A 17,481-nucleotide genomic window follows, 5' to 3' on the forward strand; every position below is an offset into this window, starting at 1 on the left:
GTCATGCAATGGGGGTGGATCATCGCCCCCCATTGCGGTTACCTGGGCAACGCAAACGCCATCACATAATCGCCGTTCGGGGTTTCCATGAAATGGTGGCCGCCGGCCATGATCACTACGTACTGGCGCCCGCCCTGCTCGTACACCATCGGATTGGCCTGGCCGCCCGCGGGCAGCTTGGCATGCCACAGTTCCTTGCCGGTCTTCAGGTCAATGGCACGCAGCAGGTCATCGGTGGCAGCGGCGATGAAGATCAGGCCGCTGGCGGTGATCACCGAACCACCATTGTTCGGCGTGCCGATCTCGATCGGCAGGCCGGAACGGATGCCGAACGGTCCGTTGCCGCGCGCACTGCCGAATGGACGGTCCCACAGCAGCTTGCCGGTACGCAGGTCGATGGCACGGATACCGCCATAGGGCGGCTGCTTGCACAGCAGGCCGGTGAACGGCAGCCGCCAACCAGCGTTGACCTGGATGCCATACGGCGTGCCCACCTGTGGGTCGCCCGCGCCTTCTGCACCGCCCTTGTCGAACCGGATCTTCTCGCGTGGCAGCCAGCCCAGCCGGTCGGCCTCGGCGCGTGGCACCAGCCGGTTGTAGTTGGGCATGTCGTTGTAGTTGGCCACGATCACGCCGCGGCGCGTATCGATGGACACGCTGCCCCAGTCCGAGCCGCCGTTGTAGCCAGGGTACTCGATGGAATGGCGCTCGCTGCTCGGCGGCGTGTAGAAGCCTTCGTAGTACGCCTTGCGGAACTGGATGCGGCAGACCAGCTGGTCGATCGGGGTGATGCCCCACATGTCGCGCTCGGTCAGGTCATGTTCGCGGCGCAGCGTGTGGTACAGCGAAAACAGCTGGGTGGGTGAACGCTGCTCGGGTTCGACGCCGCCGACCGGCACCTTGCGCTCTTCGGCGGCGGTAAGCAGCTGGCCGTTGCGGCGATCGAGGATATATAGGTCGCCCTGCTTGGTCGGCAACAGGATCGCCGGCACCTTGCCCGCCGCCGTCGGGTAGTCGATCAGGCTGGCCTGCGAACCCAGGTCGTAGTCCCACACATCCTTGCGCACCGCCTGGAAATGCCAGACCGGCTTGCCGGTGGCCACGTCGATCGCCACCAGCGAGGTTGCATAGCGGTTCTGGCTCTCCGTGCGCGAGCCACTCCAATAGTCTCCCGCAGAATTGCCCAGCGGCAGGTAGACCAGCCCCAGTGCTTCATCACCGGTGGCGGTGGTCCACATGTTGGGTGTGCCGCGCGTATAGGTCTGCTCGCGCGGCGGCAAGCCGCTGCGCTCGGGCTGGCCCATGTCCCATGCCCAGCGCAGCTTGCCGGTGATGGCATCGTAGGCCTGGATCACGCCCGAGGGAGCATCGCGGCGCTGTCCGTCGAGCACCTGATGACCGGTCACGATCACGCCGCGCACGATGGCCGGCGGCGAGTTGATCGACACGTAACCCGGTGGCACCTCGCCCATGCCCAGGGTGATGTCGACCTGGCCGTTGTTACCGAAATTCGCGCAGGGACGGCCGCTGTCCGCGTCCACCGCGATGATGCGACCGTCCAGCGTGCCTTCGATGATGCGCGCCCAGCATGCCGGACGACTGCCCGGTGCAACACTGCGGGTGATGCTGGGCGGCGGTTCCGGCAGCGCCAGATCAGCGGCGACATCGGCCAATGCCGCATCAGCAACGGTCGGCGTGCTGGGCTGCTCGTAATAGCTCACACCGCGACAGGCAGCGGTATAGGGAATCGAAGCATCCTTCACCTTTGGATCGAAACGCCACAGTTCCTTGCCGCTGGCAGCATCAAGCGCGATCAGGCGGTTGCGTGCGGTGCACAGGTACAGGCGATCGCCAATCTTCAGCGGCGTGGTTTCCGCGCCCCAGCGCTTCTTCGGCATATCGCCGGTACGGAACTGCCAGGCCGGCTGCAGCGTGGCCACATTGGCCGGGGTGATCTGCTGCAGCGGCGAATAGCGGGTGGCCGCATTGCTGCGGCCCCACGCCGGCCAGTCGCCCTCGGCGGGCTGGTCAGCCGGCTGCAGGCCCGTGGTATCGCGCGTAGGTTCCAGTCCGGCGCTGACCGCGCCTTCCGGGAACGGCAGGTGCCCGTCCACTTCACCATGCGGCGCAAAGGCCAGGCCGAAGGCAGCTACGAACACCAGCATCAGCACGCCCGCCACGCTGCGCGACAGGCGCTTTGACACCGGTTCGCGCAGGGTCGGTGCCAGCAGCGCCACCACGATGCCCAGGGCCGTAACGAGGCCCTGGCGCGGCACCCAACGCCAGTAGTCGCTACCTGACTCCCACCAGGTCCACAGCAGTGTGCCGATGAACACCAGCGCGTACAGCAGCGCGCCGCTGCGACGGTTGCCGAACAGCAGGAGGCCGCTGGCCAGCAGGCCGAGCCCGGCGATGGCGTAGTACGCCGAGCCGCCAAGGCTGAGCAGCCATGCGCCGAGCCCGCCGATGACCAGGCCGAGCACGACCAGCAACAGCGACAGCACGGTCACCAGCGGATGGCGCGGGGTTCGGACAGGAGCAGGATCGGACGGCGGCGTGACGGACATCGTCGATCTCCGGGGGCAGCATGCGCCCTTATCCCACCGCCGGCGTGAAGCGCGCGCGTATGTGTGGCGTCCGGATACGACGACGCCGGCACAGGGCCGGCGTCGTCGGGTACTTCAGGCTCGCGGCAGGATCACTCCTGCGCGGCGTCCTCGCTGCTGGCCGCAGCCGGGGCGCCGTCGGTCGTGGCCGGGGCGGCAGCCGCCACCTCGTCCTCGTCCTCTTCGATGGAGGCATCCATGCGCTCCACCGCCTGCAGCTTCTCGTCCTTGGACAGGCGGATCAGGGTGACGCCCTGGGTGTTGCGGCCGACGCGGCTGATTTCCGAGCCACGCGTACGCACCAGGGTGCCGCCATCGGAGATCAGCAGGACTTCGTCGCTGGAGCCCATCAGCACCGCGGCGACCAGCTTGCCGTTGCGCTCGGTGGTCTGGATGCCGATCACGCCCTGCGTACCACGGCCCTTGCGCGGGTAGTCCGGCAGCGGGGTGCGCTTGCCATAGCCGTTCTCGGTGGCGGTGAGGATGTACTGCACGCTGGCGTCGTCATCGCCGTCGATCACCGCATCGCCATTGGCGGCGGCTTCTTCGACACCGTTGTCGTCCTCGTTCTCGTCCTCGATGCCACCGGCACTTTCGGCCACGATCAGGCTGACCACTTCCTCGCCGGCCGGCATCTTGATGCCACGCACGCCGGTCGCGGTACGGCCCATCGAGCGGACCTTGTCCTCGCCGAAGCGCACGGTCTTGCCGTTGGAGGCGAACAGCAGGATGTCGCGCTCGCCGTCGGTCAGGCCGACGCCAACCAGCGCGTCGCCCTCGTCGAGGTTGATCGCGATCTTGCCGCGGGCCAGACGGAAGGCGAACTCGCCCAGCGGGGTCTTCTTGACCGTACCGTTCTTCGTGGCGAAGAACACAAACTGGCCATCCGCGTACTCGCGTACCGGCAGCACGGCCTGCACGCGCTCGCCGGGTTCCAGCGGGATCCAGTTGATGATCGGACGGCCACGAGCGTTGGAACCGGCTTCGGGCAGCTGGTAGACCGGCAGCCAGAACACCTTGCCCGAACTGGTGAAGGTCAGCAGCGTGTCATGCGTGTTGACCAGCCACAGCTGTTCGATGAAATCCTCTTCCTTGGTCGCCGCCGCACTGCGGCCACGGCCGCCACGGCGCTGCGCGCGGTACACGCTCACCGGCTGGCGCTTCACGTAACCGGCGTGCGACACGGTGACCACCACGTCTTCCGGCGCGATCAGGTCGAGGATGTCCAGGTCTTCTTCGCTGTGGCGGATCTCGGTACGACGCTCGTCGCCGAACTCGGCCTTGACGCTGACCAGCTCTTCGCGGATCACCTGCAGCAGGCGGTCGGGGTCTTCCAGGATGTGGATCAGCCCGGCGATCACTTCCAGCAGCTGCTTGTACTCGTCGGTCAGGCGGTCCTGCTCCAGCCCGGTCAGGCGGTGCAGGCGCATTTCCAGGATCTGGGTGGCCTGGATCTCGGTCAGCTGGTAGCCGCCCTCGATCAGGCCCACGCCCTTGGGCAGGTCTTCCGGACGCGAGGCTTCGGCACCGGCGGCGCCCAGCATCGCACCGACCAGGCCCGGCTCCCACACGCGCGCCAGCATGCGCTCGCGTGCTTCGTTCGGGTTCGGCGAGGTCTTGATCAGTTCGATCATCTCGTCGATGTTGGCCAGCGCGACGGTCAGGCCTTCCAGCACGTGGGCACGGGCACGCGCCTTGCGCAGCTCGAACACGGTGCGGCGGGTGACCACTTCGCGACGGTGGCGGACGAACGCCTCCAGCATCTGCTTGAGGTTCATCAACTGCGGGCGGCCATCGACCAGCGCCACCATGTTGATGCCGAACACCGATTCCATCTGCGTCTGCTGGTACAGGTTGTTCAGCACAACCTCGGCAGATTCACCGCGCTTGATCTCGATGTAGATGCGCATGCCGTCCTTGTCGGACTCATCGCGCAGCTCGCTGATGCCTTCGATCTTCTTTTCCTTGACCAGCTCGGCGATCTTCTCGATCAGACGCGCCTTGTTCACCTGGTAAGGAATCTCGGTGACGATGATCGATTCGCGGCCGTTGTCGGCCACTTCGATATCGGCCTTGGCACGGATGCGCACGCGGCCACGGCCGGTGCGGTAGCCGGCGACTATGCCGGCGGTGCCATTGATGATGCCGGCGGTCGGGAAATCCGGGCCAGGAATGTATTCCATCAGGCCGTCGACGTCGATTTCCGGGTTGTCGATCAGCGCGATGCAGGCGTTGATCGATTCGCTCAGATTGTGCGGCGGGATGTTGGTCGCCATACCCACCGCGATACCGGCCGAACCATTGACCAGCAGGTTCGGGAACCGGGTCGGCATGACCGTCGGCTCGAGTTCCTTTTCGTCGTAGTTGGGCTGGAAATCGACGGTTTCCTTGTCGATGTCGGCCATCAGCTCATGCGCGAGGCGCGACATGCGCGCTTCGGTGTATCGCATCGCTGCGGCGGAGTCGCCATCGATGGAGCCGAAGTTACCCTGGCCATCGACCAGCATGTAGCGCAGCGAGAACGGCTGTGCCAGGCGCACCAGCGTGTCGTACACCGACTGATCGCCATGCGGATGGTACTTACCGATGACGTCACCGACGATACGCGCCGACTTGAAGTAGGGCTTGTTGCTGTGCGCGTTCAGTTCATTCATCGCGAACAGCACGCGGCGATGCACCGGCTTGAGGCCGTCGCGCGCATCCGGGAGCGCGCGGCCCACGATCACGCTCATGGCGTAATCGAGGTAGCTCTTGCGCATCTCGTCTTCCAGGTTGACCTGGATGATTTCCTTGGCGGTTTCTGCCATTCGGGTTCCGTTGTCTGGTAGCGGTCCAGTCCGGCGCAGCCCTCTGCGGGAGGGGGTCGTGCCGGAACCTCGATTCAACCTGTGGATACTACCACAACAGGCCGTTTTCCGCCTCCCTTTACGGGGATTTTACCGGCACAAATCAGGAACTTAGGGCCCCATACCGCCCCTGTAGCGCCGAGCCCATGCTCGGCTGCGGCGGATTCGCTGGCTGAGCCGAGCGTGGGCTCGGCTCTCCAGACATCCGCGACCCTGCCCGCCTCAGCCGCCGAAGGCGGCGCGCATGTTGTCGGCGGTCGGGTTCAGGATCACCCCGCGCTCGGTCACGATGGCATCGATCAGCTCGCCCGGAGTGACGTCGAACACCGGGTTCCAGGCGGCGATGCCCTCGGCCACGGTGCGGGTACCGCCCACGCCGTACAGCTCGCCCGGATCGCGCTGCTCGATCTCGATCTGGCTGCCGTCCACAGTTTCCATGTCCACCGTCGAGGACGGCGCCACGACCATGAACTTCACGCCGTGGTGGCGCGCGGCAATGGCCAGCTGGTAGGTACCGATCTTGTTGGCGGTATCGCCATTGGCGCAGATGCGGTCCGCACCCACGATCACCCACTGCACAGCACCGGTCTTCATCAGGTGCGAGGCGGCCGAATCGGCAATCAGGGTGGCGTCGATGCCATCCTGCTGCAGCTCCCACACCGTCAGGCGCGCGCCCTGCAGCCACGGCCGGGTCTCGCCGGCGAACACGCGGGCAATGCGGTGCTGGGCCATGCCGGCACGGATCACGCCCAACGCGGTACCGAAGCCGGCGGTGGCCAGCGAGCCGGTGTTGCAATGGGTCAGCACGCCGCTGCCGGCCTCGATCAGGCCGGCGCCCAGCGCGCCCATGTGGCGGTTGGCCGCCAGGTCTTCCTCGGCGATGGCCTGCGCCTCCGCTTCCAGCGCGGCCTTCCAGTCGGCGCCAGCGGCGTTCAGGCAGCGGCGCATGCGCGCCAGCGCCCAGGCCAGGTTGACAGCGGTCGGGCGCGACGCGTTCAAGCGCTGCAGCGCCGGCTCCAGCTGCTGCAGCGCATGCGCGCCATCAGCGGCCTGCACGTCACGTGCGGCCAGCACCACGCCCCAGGCCGCAGCAATGCCGATGGCCGGCGCGCCACGCACGGTCAGCGCGTGGATGGCGGCGGCAACCTCGTCACTGTCATGGCAGACCACGTGCTCGACCACGAACGGCAGCTTGCGCTGGTCCAGCAGTTGCAGGGCATCGCCGGTCCAGAGGATCGGGCGGATGTGGTCGTAACGGGCGTAGTCGATGTCGGAGGCAGTGTTCATGGCCCCATTGTAGGGCCACGCCCCGCGCGGTTGGAGCCTGCCCCGGCTCAATTCACCGAGAATTCGGCGCGGCAGCCGCCGTCCACCCAGATCCCGTTGCGGTTCCAGCCCCAGGTGTTGCCTTCCTCGCACGGGGTGCTGGACAACTGTTCGGTGACGACGGCGCCGACCGAAATGCTCGCGCCACAGAAGCGGCGCTTCTTCGACTTCGACTCGCAGGTCAGGCGGCGCGGCACGTCGACAAAACGGCCGTCCTCGTCCGCCACTTCGAAATCGCCCTGGCAACCACGGCTGGTCCAGACTTCATTGCGCTTGTAGCCCCAGCCCTGCCCTTCGCGGCACGGCAGCACCGAGAGCTGGCGCAGCAGGCGCACCGGCGCCCCGTCCAGGCGCACCGGGCAACTCTGCGGGCGGCCATTGGATTCGCAGCGCACCACACGGCGGACCAGGCGCTTGCCTTCCGTTGCCGCAGGCGCTGCACCTTGCGCTCGACGCGCACGGAACTCGGCCCGGCAGCCCAGGGTGACCCACACGCCACTGCGGTCGGTGCCCCACTCGCTGCCTCGGATGCAGCTGTTGCTGGACAGCTGGCGCACAAGGTCGATGCCATTGCTGACGTCGATATCGCAATGCACCCAGCCCATGTCGCGCGATTCGCAGGTCACCACTTCGCCGTCATAGCCCGCCTGCTGGGCCGACGCCGATGACGGCAGCCAGGCACCCCAGAGCGCGATGGAGTACACCGGTGCAGCGACAACCGCAAACCACTTGACCAAAGCCTTCCCCAGCAGGAATGGATGAACTGCGTGCCAGTGTCCGGCATCTGCCGTGATAAGAGCATCATCCTGCTTACCGAAGCAAGCGCAGAAACGCGGAATTCCGTTCAGTCTTCGATGTTCAGGAACGTGCGCACCGCGCTCACGCGTGGGCAAAGTCGTAGGCCAGCACATCGGCGATATGCGGCGTGCGGTTCATCGCCATCAGCAACCGATCAACACCCACCGCCACGCCGGCGCAGGCAGGCATCGAGGGCAATGCGGCCAGCAATGCTTCGTCCAGCGCCGGCTGCACCTGGCCGCGCTCATGGCGGCGCTGCAGGTCGCGCTGGAAACGCGCACGCTGCTCGTGGGCGTCGTTCAGTTCGTGATAGCCGTTGGCCAGTTCCACTGCCCCCAGGTACAGCTCGAAACGCTCCGCCAGCGGCGGCGCGCCGGCACGGATGCGTGCCAGTGCGGCTTGGCTGGCGGGCCAGTCATGGACCACGGTCATCACTGTGTCATCGAAGTGCGGCTGGATATGATGGGTCATCAGCAGATCCAGCCAGTCATCGCGGGTCAGCCCGACCAGGTCGATGTGCACCTCGCCCAGCGCGGCACGCAGCGCAGCCTCATCGGCATCGAACGGATCCACGCCCACGTACTGCTGGAACAGCTCGCGGTAGCTGAGCACACGCAGCGTCGCACTGCGCCCGACCAGGGCCAGCGCCTGGCCAACCAGCTCGGCGGTTTCCTGCACCAGGCGATGGTGGTCCCAACCGACCCGGTACCACTCCAGCATGGTGAATTCCGGATTGTGGCGGCCGCCCGCCTCGCCATTGCGGAACACCCGGCCCAGTTCGTAGCAGTCACCCACGCCCGCCGCCAGCAGGCGCTTGAGCGGATACTCCGGCGAGGTGCGCAGCCAGCGGCGGCGTCCGCCGGCATCGACATGGCCGGTGAAATCGGTATGGAAGCTGTCGATGTTCGGCTCGGTGTTGCCGGCCACCGACAGGATCGGCGTCTCGACCTCCAGCACATCGCGCTCGGCGAAGAAGCGGCGCACCAGCGCATTGAGCGCGGCGCGCTGCTGCAGCATGCGCAGCAGGGCCTCGCTCACAGGATGCCCTCCGGGCGCGGGTGGTCCAGCGGCAGAGTCAGCAGATCGCGGGTGTCATCGATGTAGCCGCTGGCCAGGTACAGGCGCCGGGCCAGTTCGTTGTGGTGGTTCACTTCCAGGCGCAGGCGACTGACGCCACGACCCCGTGCGCGCTGTTCGCAGATGGCCAGCGCCTGCTTGCCGCGGCCACGACCGCGCGCGCGATGGCTCAGGTACAGCTCGTCCAGCAGCATGAAGTGGCCGCCCTGCTCCAGGCTGAAGCCCATCGCGATCACTGCGTAGCCGACCACCTCGCCCGCCTCGTCCAGCCACAGCAGTACTTCGCCATTGCGCGGGTCAGCCAGCAGCGCATCCACACCGCGACGCACGCGCGCGTCATCGAAGTCGATCCTGTCTTCGGCGTAGAACTCGCGCATCAGCGCGATCAACTGCCCCTCGTCAGCTCGGGTGGCCAGGCGGAAATCCAGCGGGGCGGTCTGCATCGGTGTTCCTTTGTCTTTCATGCCGGGCGCAGGGGCACCCGGCGGGGTCATCATTCGTGTTCGGCAAGATAGGCCAGCAGGCGGTCTTCGTCCCACACCGGCACGCCCAGCGACTGTGCCTTGTCCAGCTTGGAGCCTGCCTCGGTACCGGCCACCACAAAGCTGGTCTTCTTCGAGACGCTGCCGGAGACCTTGGCGCCCAGCGCCTCCAGGCGCTCCTTGGCGGCATCGCGGGTGAGCTGCGCCAGGGTGCCGGTCAGTACCACGGTCTGCCCGTCCAGCGGGCCCGCAACGATCTCGGCCAGCGCCGGCGCCTTGGCCAGGATCTGCTGCATCGCCTTCTCGGCGGCCAACAGCATCGCGCCATGGCCTTCGGCGTCCAGCCACTCCGCTAGACCGCGCGCAGTGTCGTCCGGTAGGCCGGCGTTGACGAACTGGCCATGCTCGGCGTCGAGCACCGCCTGCGCGCCAGGCAGCGCAGCCACCAGCTTTTCCGCGCGCAGGCGGGTAATGCCGGGGATCTCCGACTCGACCAGCAGCTGCGCCAGATCCAGGCCCTCGCGCAGCTTGGCACTGGGCGCGTGCACATCGCTGATGCGCACCTGGCCAACCTGCAACAGGTCATCGATGGCCTGCTGGTTGCCCTGCTGCTCGAAGAAATGGCCGAGCGAGCGCGCCACTTCGCCACCGATGTCCGGCACACGCTTGAACAACGGCCACGGCAGATGGCGGATCAGCTCCAGGTCACCGAACCACTGCGCCAGCGCCTTGGCCGTGCTTTCGCCCACATGCTCGATGCCGAGCGCGAACAGCAGGCGCTCCAGCGTGGCATCACGACTGGCGTCGATCGCCGCGATCAGGTTGTCGGCCCACTTGGTGGCGATCTTCTTCGTGTTCCATTCGAAGCTGGCCGGCTGCACCAGCGCCCGCGCACGCCAGCCCGGATCGTTGCCGTCCAGCTTCAGCACCGCATTGAGCACCGCACCACTGCCCTCGGCGGGCAGGTGCAGCTTCAGCGCAGCGGCCAGTGCTGACGGATCCTCGGCGTCCAGTACCAGTTTCAGGTGCAGCAGCTGGTCACGGCTGAGGCGGTACAGGTCGGCCACGCTCTTGACGATGCCGGCGTCGACCAGGGTTTCGATGTACTTGTCACCCAGGCCATCGATGTCCATCGCGCGGCGCGAGGCGAAATGGGCGATGGCTTCCTTGCGCTGCGCCGGGCAGGACAGTTCGCCCGAACAACGCCACGCCGCTGCCCCCTCCTCACGCACGATCTCCGAGCCACAGACCGGGCAGCGCGTCGGCATCTGCCACGGCGCCGTGCCCTGCGGGCGGCGGTCGAGGATGACGCTGACCACTTCGGGAATGACATCGCCAGCACGCCGCACGATCACGCTGTCGCCGACGCGCACATCCAGGCGTGCAATCTGGTCGGCGTTGTGCAGCGTGGCGTTGGACACGATCACGCCGGCCACGGCCACCGGCGCCAGGCGCGCGACCGGTGTGGCCGCACCGGTGCGGCCGATCTGGATCTCGATCGCCTCCACCGTGGTGCTCTGTTCCTGCGCCGGGAATTTGTGCGCGATGGCCCAGCGTGGCGCGCGAGAGACGAAGCCCATCGCCTGCTGACCCGCACGGTCATCGAGCTTGTAGACCACGCCATCGATATCGAACGGCAGGCCATCACGGCGCTCACCGATGTCGCGGTAGTAGCCGAGCAGGCCGTCGGTGCCGTCCACCACCTTGCACAGCTCACTGACCGGGAAGCCCCAGGTACCGAGCTGGGCCAGGGTGCCCGAATGGGTGTCCGGCAGTTCGCCGCCCTGCACTTCGCCGGTGCCGTAGGCGAAGAAACTCAGCCTGCGCTGCGCACTGATCTTCGGATCGAGCTGGCGCAGCGAGCCGGCCGCGGCGTTGCGCGGATTGGCCAGCACCTTGCCACCGTGCTGGCGTGCACGTTCGTTGTAGGCCTCGAAATCGGCGCGCGCCATGTAGACCTCGCCGCGTACCTCCAGCACATCCGGCCAGTCCTTGCCGTGCAGGCGCTTGGGAATGTCACCGATCTCGCGCAGGTTGGCGGTCACGTCCTCGCCGGTACTGCCATCGCCACGGGTCGCGCCGAGCACGAAATGACCCTCTTCGTAGCGCAGGCTGATCGCCAGGCCGTCCATCTTCGGCTCGGCCGAGAACCGCAGGCTGCGACGACCCAGGCGCTCATCGATGCGGCGCACGAAATCGGCCACTTCTTCATCGCTGAAGGCATTGGACAGCGACAACATCGGTACCGCGTGGCGCACCTCCGGGAAACGGCCGGAGGGCCGCGCACCGACCTGCTGGGTCGGGCTGTCGGCACGGGCCAGTTCCGGGTGCTCGCGCTCCAGCGCTTCCAGCTCGCGCACCATCCGGTCGTAGTCGACGTCAGGGATCTCCGGCGCGTCCAGCTCGTGGTAGGCGCGGTTGGCCTGGGCGATCTGCCGGCGGAGGTCTTCGGCGCGTTCGGCTGGGCTGGGGCTCATCGGGATCCGGTGGTTCTGGGATGGCCGGGAATTCTACCGCGCCCGGCCGTCAGGCCCGGTAACGGCCCCGCTTTTGTAGCGTCGAGCCATGCTCGACTGCCCCCCCCTCCGCTCTGGCAGGTGCCAACCTTGGTTGGCACGTCTGTAGTCGAGCACGGCTCGACGCTGCAAATGCAGCTTGCCGCCCACCCTCACCGGCGCTAGCGTGCGACGGTCTGCCCTTCGGAATCCTGCCCGTGCCCCTGCCCGCTTCCCGTCGACGCTTCCTGCAACTGGCCGGTGCTGGCCTCGCCGTCGCCGGCAGCGGGCTGCCGCAGCTCGGCCATGCCCAACCCGCGACAGCCGCCGCCGCCGCCCTCGCCCCCGCCGAAGGTGCGGTGCTGCTGAATTTCAACGAATGCCCCTACGGCCCCTCGCCCGCAGCCCAGCAGGCGGCACGCGACAGCATCGCCGGTTGCGGCCGCTACCGTTTCGCACTGGCCGGACAGGTGCGCGACGCCTTCATCGAACAGGCACGCATTCCGGCTGATCACGTGCGGTTATATCCGGGTTCCAGCGAACCACTGAACCGTGCCGCCGTGCTATGGACCGGCCCGCTGGCGGGACTGGTAGTCGCCGACCCGACCTTCGAGACGCTGGGCGAGGTCGCCGCCGCACACGGTGCCCACGTGCAGAAAGTGCCGCTGCGCGACGACGGCGCACATGACCTGCGTGCAATGGTTGCCGCCGCGCATGCACGCCCGACCGGACTGCTGTATGTGTGCAACCCGAACAACCCGACCGGCTCGATCAGCCCACCGGATGAGCTTGCCTGGCTGCTGGCCCACAAGCCCGCCTCCACCCGCGTGCTGCTGGACGAGGCTTACCTGCAGTACAGCGAGCAGCCGAGCCTGATCGCGCAGGTGGCGCAGCGCGACGACCTGATCGTGTTGCGCACGTTCTCCAAGCTTTATGGCATGGCCGGCCTGCGACTGGGCGTGGCGGCCGCGCATCCCGACCGCCTGCGCGAACTGGCCAGCCTGGGCGACAACCCGCTGCCCGTGCCGGCACTGGCCGCTGCACTGGCCAGCCTGCGCGATCCGCAGTTGATTCCTCAGCGCCGCCTGCAGAATGCCAAGGTGCGGCAGGCCACCATCGCGTGGTTGGGCAAGCGTGGTTTCAGCTGCGTGCGCTCGGAAGCGAACTGCTTCGTGGTCGACGTCCAGCGCGATGGCAGCGCGTTCGCCAAGGCAATGGCCGACAACGGCGTGGTGATCGGGCGAAGCTGGCCGATCTGGCCACAGCGCGTGCGCGTGACCGTCGGCACCGAAGAGGAGATGGCCGCGTTCCGCAATGCGTTCGCGAAGGTGGCCGGCGTACCGGCCTGACCCTGTTGGTGGGGGCGAACCTTGGTTCGCCCCATCCACGCTTGGCGCGGATCTACTGTTGTGGGTGCCGACCGTTGGTCGGCACGCCATGCCGCTTACCAGCGCGGGGTCTTGGTCAACGGCGGAGCCTGGTGCTGACGGTCATAGGCGCGCAGCTCGTCACGGATGTGCGCGATGCGCTGGCGCCCCAGGGCGTTGCGGCTGTCATCCAGCACAACGCCATCCAGCAGCTCGGCCATGCGCTGCACGGTCGGCAGCATTTTCTCCCAGGCATCCAGCGCGGTCAGCGGCGCCGGCAGGGTCAGGAAGAAGGCGATGGCCGGGGTCTCCATGGCACGGATGTTGGCCATGTCGAAGCTGCCCGGCTTCATGATGCTGGCCATCGAGAAGATCGGGCCGCGCTCGGGGTGGCCTTCCACCAGGCGGTGGAACACGTTCATGTGGCCGAACACCAGGCCGGTCTTTTCGGCCGCCACCACGATGTCTTCGCCACGCAGCTGTTCGCCGGCCCGAGCGGCCACGAACAGCGAGACGATCTTGTCGAAGTCCTGGGTGGCGCGCTTGCCGAGGTCGCTGGCGCCCGGATCGGTTTCGCCCAGGCCGAGTTCGGCCTGCTCACCTTCCGTGCCCATGCCCGGTTCGACGCGGCCATCGGCCACGGTGACGCCGTCTTCGCCCAGCACCGGCTCGCGGCGCTCGCCGCTGTTCGGTTCCGCGCTTTCCACGCGGCGGCCCTGGGGCTTCTTCTTCGGACGGCCAAACAGGAAGATCGCGGCGATCAACAGCAGGCCGGCGGCCAGGATGCCGATGCGCAACAGTGCCGTGTCGGACATTCGATAGGTTCTCCGGCTAGTTCATTCAGGTAACTAGGATGGCACGTCAGGCCGCGCCCGCCAATCGCGCGGCTTCTTCCAAGTCCACGCTGACCAGGCGGCTGACGCCCGGCTCGCGCATGGTCACGCCCGACAGCTGGTGCGCGGCCTCCATCGTCGCCTTGTTGTGGCTGACGAACAGGAACTGCACCTTCTCGCTCATTTCCTTGACCATGTTGGCCAGGCGGCCGACGTTGGCTTCGTCCAGCGGCGCATCCACCTCGTCCAGCAGGCAGAACGGTGCTGGATTCAGCTGGAAGATGGCGAACACCAGCGCCACCGCAGTCATCGCCTTTTCGCCGCCGGACAGCAGCGAGATGCTGGACACGCGCTTGCCCGGCGGGCGCGCCATGATGGTCACACCGGTGTCGAGCAGGTCTTCACCGGTCAGCTCCAGGTAGGCGTGGCCACCGCCGAACAGGCGCGGGTACAGCGCCTGCACGCCGGCGTTGACGCGGTCGAAGGTGTCCTTGAAGCGGCCACGGGTCTCGCGGTCGATCTTGCGGATCGCATCTTCCAGGGTTTCCAGCGCCGTGGTCAGGTCGGTGTGCTGCGAATCCAGGTAGTCCGAGCGCTGCGACGCCTCACCGTACTCGTGGATGGCAGCCAGATTGACCGGCTCCAGCCGGCGCATGCGGCCATCGATCTGGTGCACGGCCTGCTCCCAGTCGCCCAGGCGGGCATCCTCGGGCAGCGCATTGAGCACGTCCTGCAGTACGAAACCGGCCTTCTCCACCGCCCCCTGCAGGGTCTCCGCGCTGAGCACCAGCGCCTGCTGGTCCAGCTTGCGCTGCGAAATGCGTTCGCGCTGGGCCAGCGCCTGTTCGTCGCGCTGGTGGCGGGTCTGTTCGTAGTTGCGCAGTTCGGCATCGATGCCGTCCAGCAACGTGCGCGCCTCGGTCAGCACGCGATCGGCGCGCACGCGCTCTTCCAGTGCATTCTGATGTTCGGCCTGCAGCGCTTCGACCGGCGAATCACCTTCATCCAGCTGCGAATGCAGTTCGCCCAAGCGCGAATCCAACTGCCCGCGCTGGGTACCCATGCGCTCCAACGCCTGGCTCAACGAGGCCAGCTGTGCCCGCTGCGATTCCAGGGTCAGGGCCAGCGAGTGCGACCGCTCGCGCACCGCACGTGCAGCGTCGCGGGCCAGGTCGCGGGCCTCGGTCAGCTGGCGGCGCTCGCCCTCCAGCCGCTGCCGGGTCGATTCCAGGTCGCCCATGCTGCTGACCGCGTTCTCCAACCGCGAGCGCGCCTCACGCGCCTGCTCGTTGTTGGCTTCCAGCGTGTCCTGCAGCTGCTTCAGCTCACCTTCGATGCGGTCGATGCGCGTGCGCGCGGCCTCCACCTTGCCCTGCTGGCCCTGCAGCTGGCCGGCCAGTTCAGAGACCGCGCGATGGGCCTGGTACAGCGCACGCTGCGCGTCTTCGCGCTGCTGTTCGGCGGCCTGCAACTGCTCACGGAAGCCTGCCAGCTGTTCCTCCAGCTCGGCCTCGCGGTCCTGCAGCTGCTCGATCTGCTCACGCAGTTCGTTGATCTCACGTTCGCGCAGCAGCGCGCCCTGCTGGGCCGCACCGGAACGCGATACGCGCAGCCAGCCCTGACCCAGGCGCTCGCCACTTTGGGTGATGATCGAATCGCCTTCCGGAAGGCTGGCCTGCAGCGCCTTGGCTTCGGCCAGATCCCTGGCACCGTGCAGGTGCGCCAGCAGGCGCCGGATCGCTGCCGGGCCACGCACGCGTGCAGCCAGCGAGGTCGGCGCGACCTTCAGGTCCGCGCCATCGTTGGCGACCAGTGCAATGTGGCCCTCGCCCAGTTCGCCCAGCGCGTCGACCAGGCTGGCCGGGTCATCGACCAGCACGCCTTCGATCAACTGGCCCAGCGCGCTTTCCACCGCGTTTTCCCAACCGGCATCGACATCCAGGCGTTCGCCGACACGCGCCGCCGAATCCAGCCCACGCGCCTTCAGCCAGGCCACGGCCGCGCCCTGCTCCTGGCCCAGCGCGGCCTGCTGCAGGGTTTCCAGCGAGGCCAGGCGGCCACGCAGGCCGTTGGCCTGCTTGCGCAGTTCGGCCAGTTCGTTCTGGCCATTCCGCTGCTGTTCCTGCACGGCCGCCACGCCCTGCTTGCGCAGCTCGACGTCTTCGCTCAGTTCATCCAGCGCGGCCTTCTGCGTGTCGTGCTGCAGGTGCAGCTGCTCGAAGGCTTCTTCCAGCGCGTCCACGTCCAGGCCTGCGCGTTCGGCGGCCAGGGCCTCGCGACGCCGGTCGGCGTCGAGGATCTGCTTGTCCAGGTAGTCCACGCGCGTGCGCTCGACATCGCCGGCGCGCGAGGCTTCCGAACTCTGCGAGGTGTGCTGTTCCCAGCGCTGCTGCCAGCTGGCCAGCCGCTCTTCAGCCTCACGCAGGCTTTCCTGCTTGATCTCGTTTTCTTCCTGCAGTGCTTCCAGCTGCGGAGTGGCGGCCTCCACCGCCTCGCGCAGCACCCTCAGTTTGGCCTCGTCGCCGCTGATGTGCTGGCCCAGTTCAGCCAGCGCCTGCTGGGTTTCATCGCGCGCCTTGTGCAGGCGCTGCGACAGCTCGCGCTGGTGCTGGATCTGCTGTTCCAGGCGCGCCAGCGTGCTGCCGACCTGGTAGACCGCCGCCTGCGCGGTGTTGAGCGCATCGGCGGCCTCTTCGCGGCGTACCCGCGAGGTCTCGATGCGGGCCTCGGCATCACGCTGGTCAGCGATCAGCTGTTGCAACCTGGTTTCTTCCTGCGACAGCCCTTCGCGCAGCTTCGACAGGCGCCCGTCGAGGCCACGGAATTCCAGCGCCTTCCATTCGGCATCCTTGACCCGGCGCTCTTCCTGCAGCGCCTGGTACTGCTCGGCCTGCTTGGCCTGGCGCTTGAGGTGCTCCAGCTGCTTGCTGATCTCGTCGCGCAGGTCGCCCAGCCGGTCCAGGTTCTCGCGGGTGTGGCGGATGCGGGTCTCGGTCTCCTTGCGGCGCTCCTTGTATTTGGAGATGCCGGCCGCCTCTTCCAGGTAGACGCGCAGGTCTTCCGGGCGTGCCTCGATGATCTGGCTGATCATGCCCTGCTCGATGATCGAGTAGCTGCGCGGGCCCAGGCCGGTGCCGAGGAACAGATCGGTGATGTCGCGGCGGCGGCACTTGGTGCCGTTGAGGTAGTAATTGCTGGTGCCGTCGCGGCTGACCGTGCGCTTGACCGAGATTTCGTTGAACGAGGCGTACTCGCCCGAGATCGTGTGGTCGGAGTTGTCGAAGATCAGCTCGACCGTGGCCTGCGAGACCGGCTTGCGCGCGTTGGACCCGGAGAAGATCACGTCGGTCAGCGAGTCGCCACGCAGGCGGCTGGCCGAGCTCTCGCCCATGACCCAGCGCACGGCGTCGATGATGTTCGACTTGCCGCAACCATTGGGCCCCACCACGCCGGTCATGTTGGTCGGCAGGTGCAGGGTGGTCGGATCGACGAACGACTTGAAGCCGGACAGCTTGATCGTGGAAAGACGCATAGGGGTTCCGGACTGGGGCCGGCAAGCGGCCTGCGTTTACCCTCCAAGCCATTGATCCTGTTGGGATCGATGCCCGTGGAACGGGTGTGACGCCCTGAGTATACCGATGTGGCCGTGTT

Annotated in this window: 10 protein-coding genes; 1 reads left to right on the forward strand and 9 read right to left on the reverse strand. The window is 67.2% G+C overall.

The window, feature by feature from the left end; translation table 11 throughout:
* Positions 1-38: 38 nt before the first annotated feature.
* The 7 genes from ARC63_RS11295 to ligA all read right to left on the reverse strand — a co-directional run bounded on the left by ARC63_RS11295 (position 39) and on the right by ligA (position 11,612).
* The gene (locus ARC63_RS11295) at positions 39-2,567 is read right to left on the reverse strand and encodes a membrane-bound PQQ-dependent dehydrogenase, glucose/quinate/shikimate family (protein ID WP_057503332.1); all 2,529 of its coding nucleotides are present in this window, start codon (positions 2,565-2,567) and stop codon (positions 39-41) included.
* A 131-nt stretch (positions 2,568-2,698) separates the two neighbouring features.
* Positions 2,699-5,413, reverse strand: coding sequence for a DNA gyrase subunit A (gene gyrA, locus ARC63_RS11300; RefSeq protein WP_057503333.1), 2,715 nt, complete (start codon positions 5,411-5,413; stop codon positions 2,699-2,701).
* A 261-nt stretch (positions 5,414-5,674) separates the two neighbouring features.
* On the reverse strand, positions 5,675-6,739 hold the full coding sequence (mtnA, locus tag ARC63_RS11305; RefSeq protein WP_010480489.1) for an S-methyl-5-thioribose-1-phosphate isomerase: 1,065 nt from the start codon (positions 6,737-6,739) through the stop codon (positions 5,675-5,677).
* Between the two features lie 47 nt (positions 6,740-6,786).
* A complete protein-coding gene (locus tag ARC63_RS11310) occupies positions 6,787-7,515 on the reverse strand; it encodes a DUF3011 domain-containing protein (protein ID WP_010480486.1) in 729 nt (242 codons plus the stop codon).
* A 142-nt stretch (positions 7,516-7,657) separates the two neighbouring features.
* Positions 7,658-8,593, reverse strand: coding sequence for an EF-P lysine aminoacylase EpmA (gene epmA / locus ARC63_RS11315; RefSeq protein ID WP_231298631.1), 936 nt, complete (start codon positions 8,591-8,593; stop codon positions 7,658-7,660).
* A gap of 17 nt (positions 8,594-8,610) precedes the next feature.
* Positions 8,611-9,096: a GNAT family N-acetyltransferase gene (locus tag ARC63_RS11320; RefSeq protein WP_057503335.1), complete on the reverse strand. Its 486-nt coding sequence runs from the start codon at positions 9,094-9,096 to the stop codon at positions 8,611-8,613.
* Between the two features lie 50 nt (positions 9,097-9,146).
* Complete coding sequence (gene ligA, locus ARC63_RS11325) at positions 9,147-11,612, reverse strand: NAD-dependent DNA ligase LigA (protein WP_043398485.1); 2,466 nt, start codon at positions 11,610-11,612, stop codon at positions 9,147-9,149.
* A 236-nt stretch (positions 11,613-11,848) separates the two neighbouring features.
* Between ligA and ARC63_RS11330 the strand changes: the two genes are divergently transcribed.
* Positions 11,849-12,979, forward strand: a complete 1,131-nt coding sequence (locus ARC63_RS11330) for a pyridoxal phosphate-dependent aminotransferase (protein ID WP_057503336.1) — start codon at positions 11,849-11,851, stop codon at positions 12,977-12,979.
* A 95-nt stretch (positions 12,980-13,074) separates the two neighbouring features.
* Here ARC63_RS11330 and zipA read toward each other — a convergent pair whose 3' ends face one another.
* Together zipA and smc are read right to left on the reverse strand one after the other, a co-directional pair.
* Entirely contained in the window at positions 13,075-13,812 is a 738-nt protein-coding gene (zipA, locus tag ARC63_RS11335) for a cell division protein ZipA (RefSeq protein WP_010480476.1), read from the reverse strand.
* A 46-nt stretch (positions 13,813-13,858) separates the two neighbouring features.
* The gene (gene smc / locus ARC63_RS11340; RefSeq protein ID WP_057503337.1) at positions 13,859-17,362 is read right to left on the reverse strand and encodes a chromosome segregation protein SMC; all 3,504 of its coding nucleotides are present in this window, start codon (positions 17,360-17,362) and stop codon (positions 13,859-13,861) included.
* Positions 17,363-17,481 lie beyond the last annotated feature (119 nt).

Origin of the sequence: Stenotrophomonas geniculata ATCC 19374 = JCM 13324 (assembly GCF_001431625.1) — a bacterium.
GTDB lineage: Bacteria > Pseudomonadota > Gammaproteobacteria > Xanthomonadales > Xanthomonadaceae > Stenotrophomonas > Stenotrophomonas geniculata.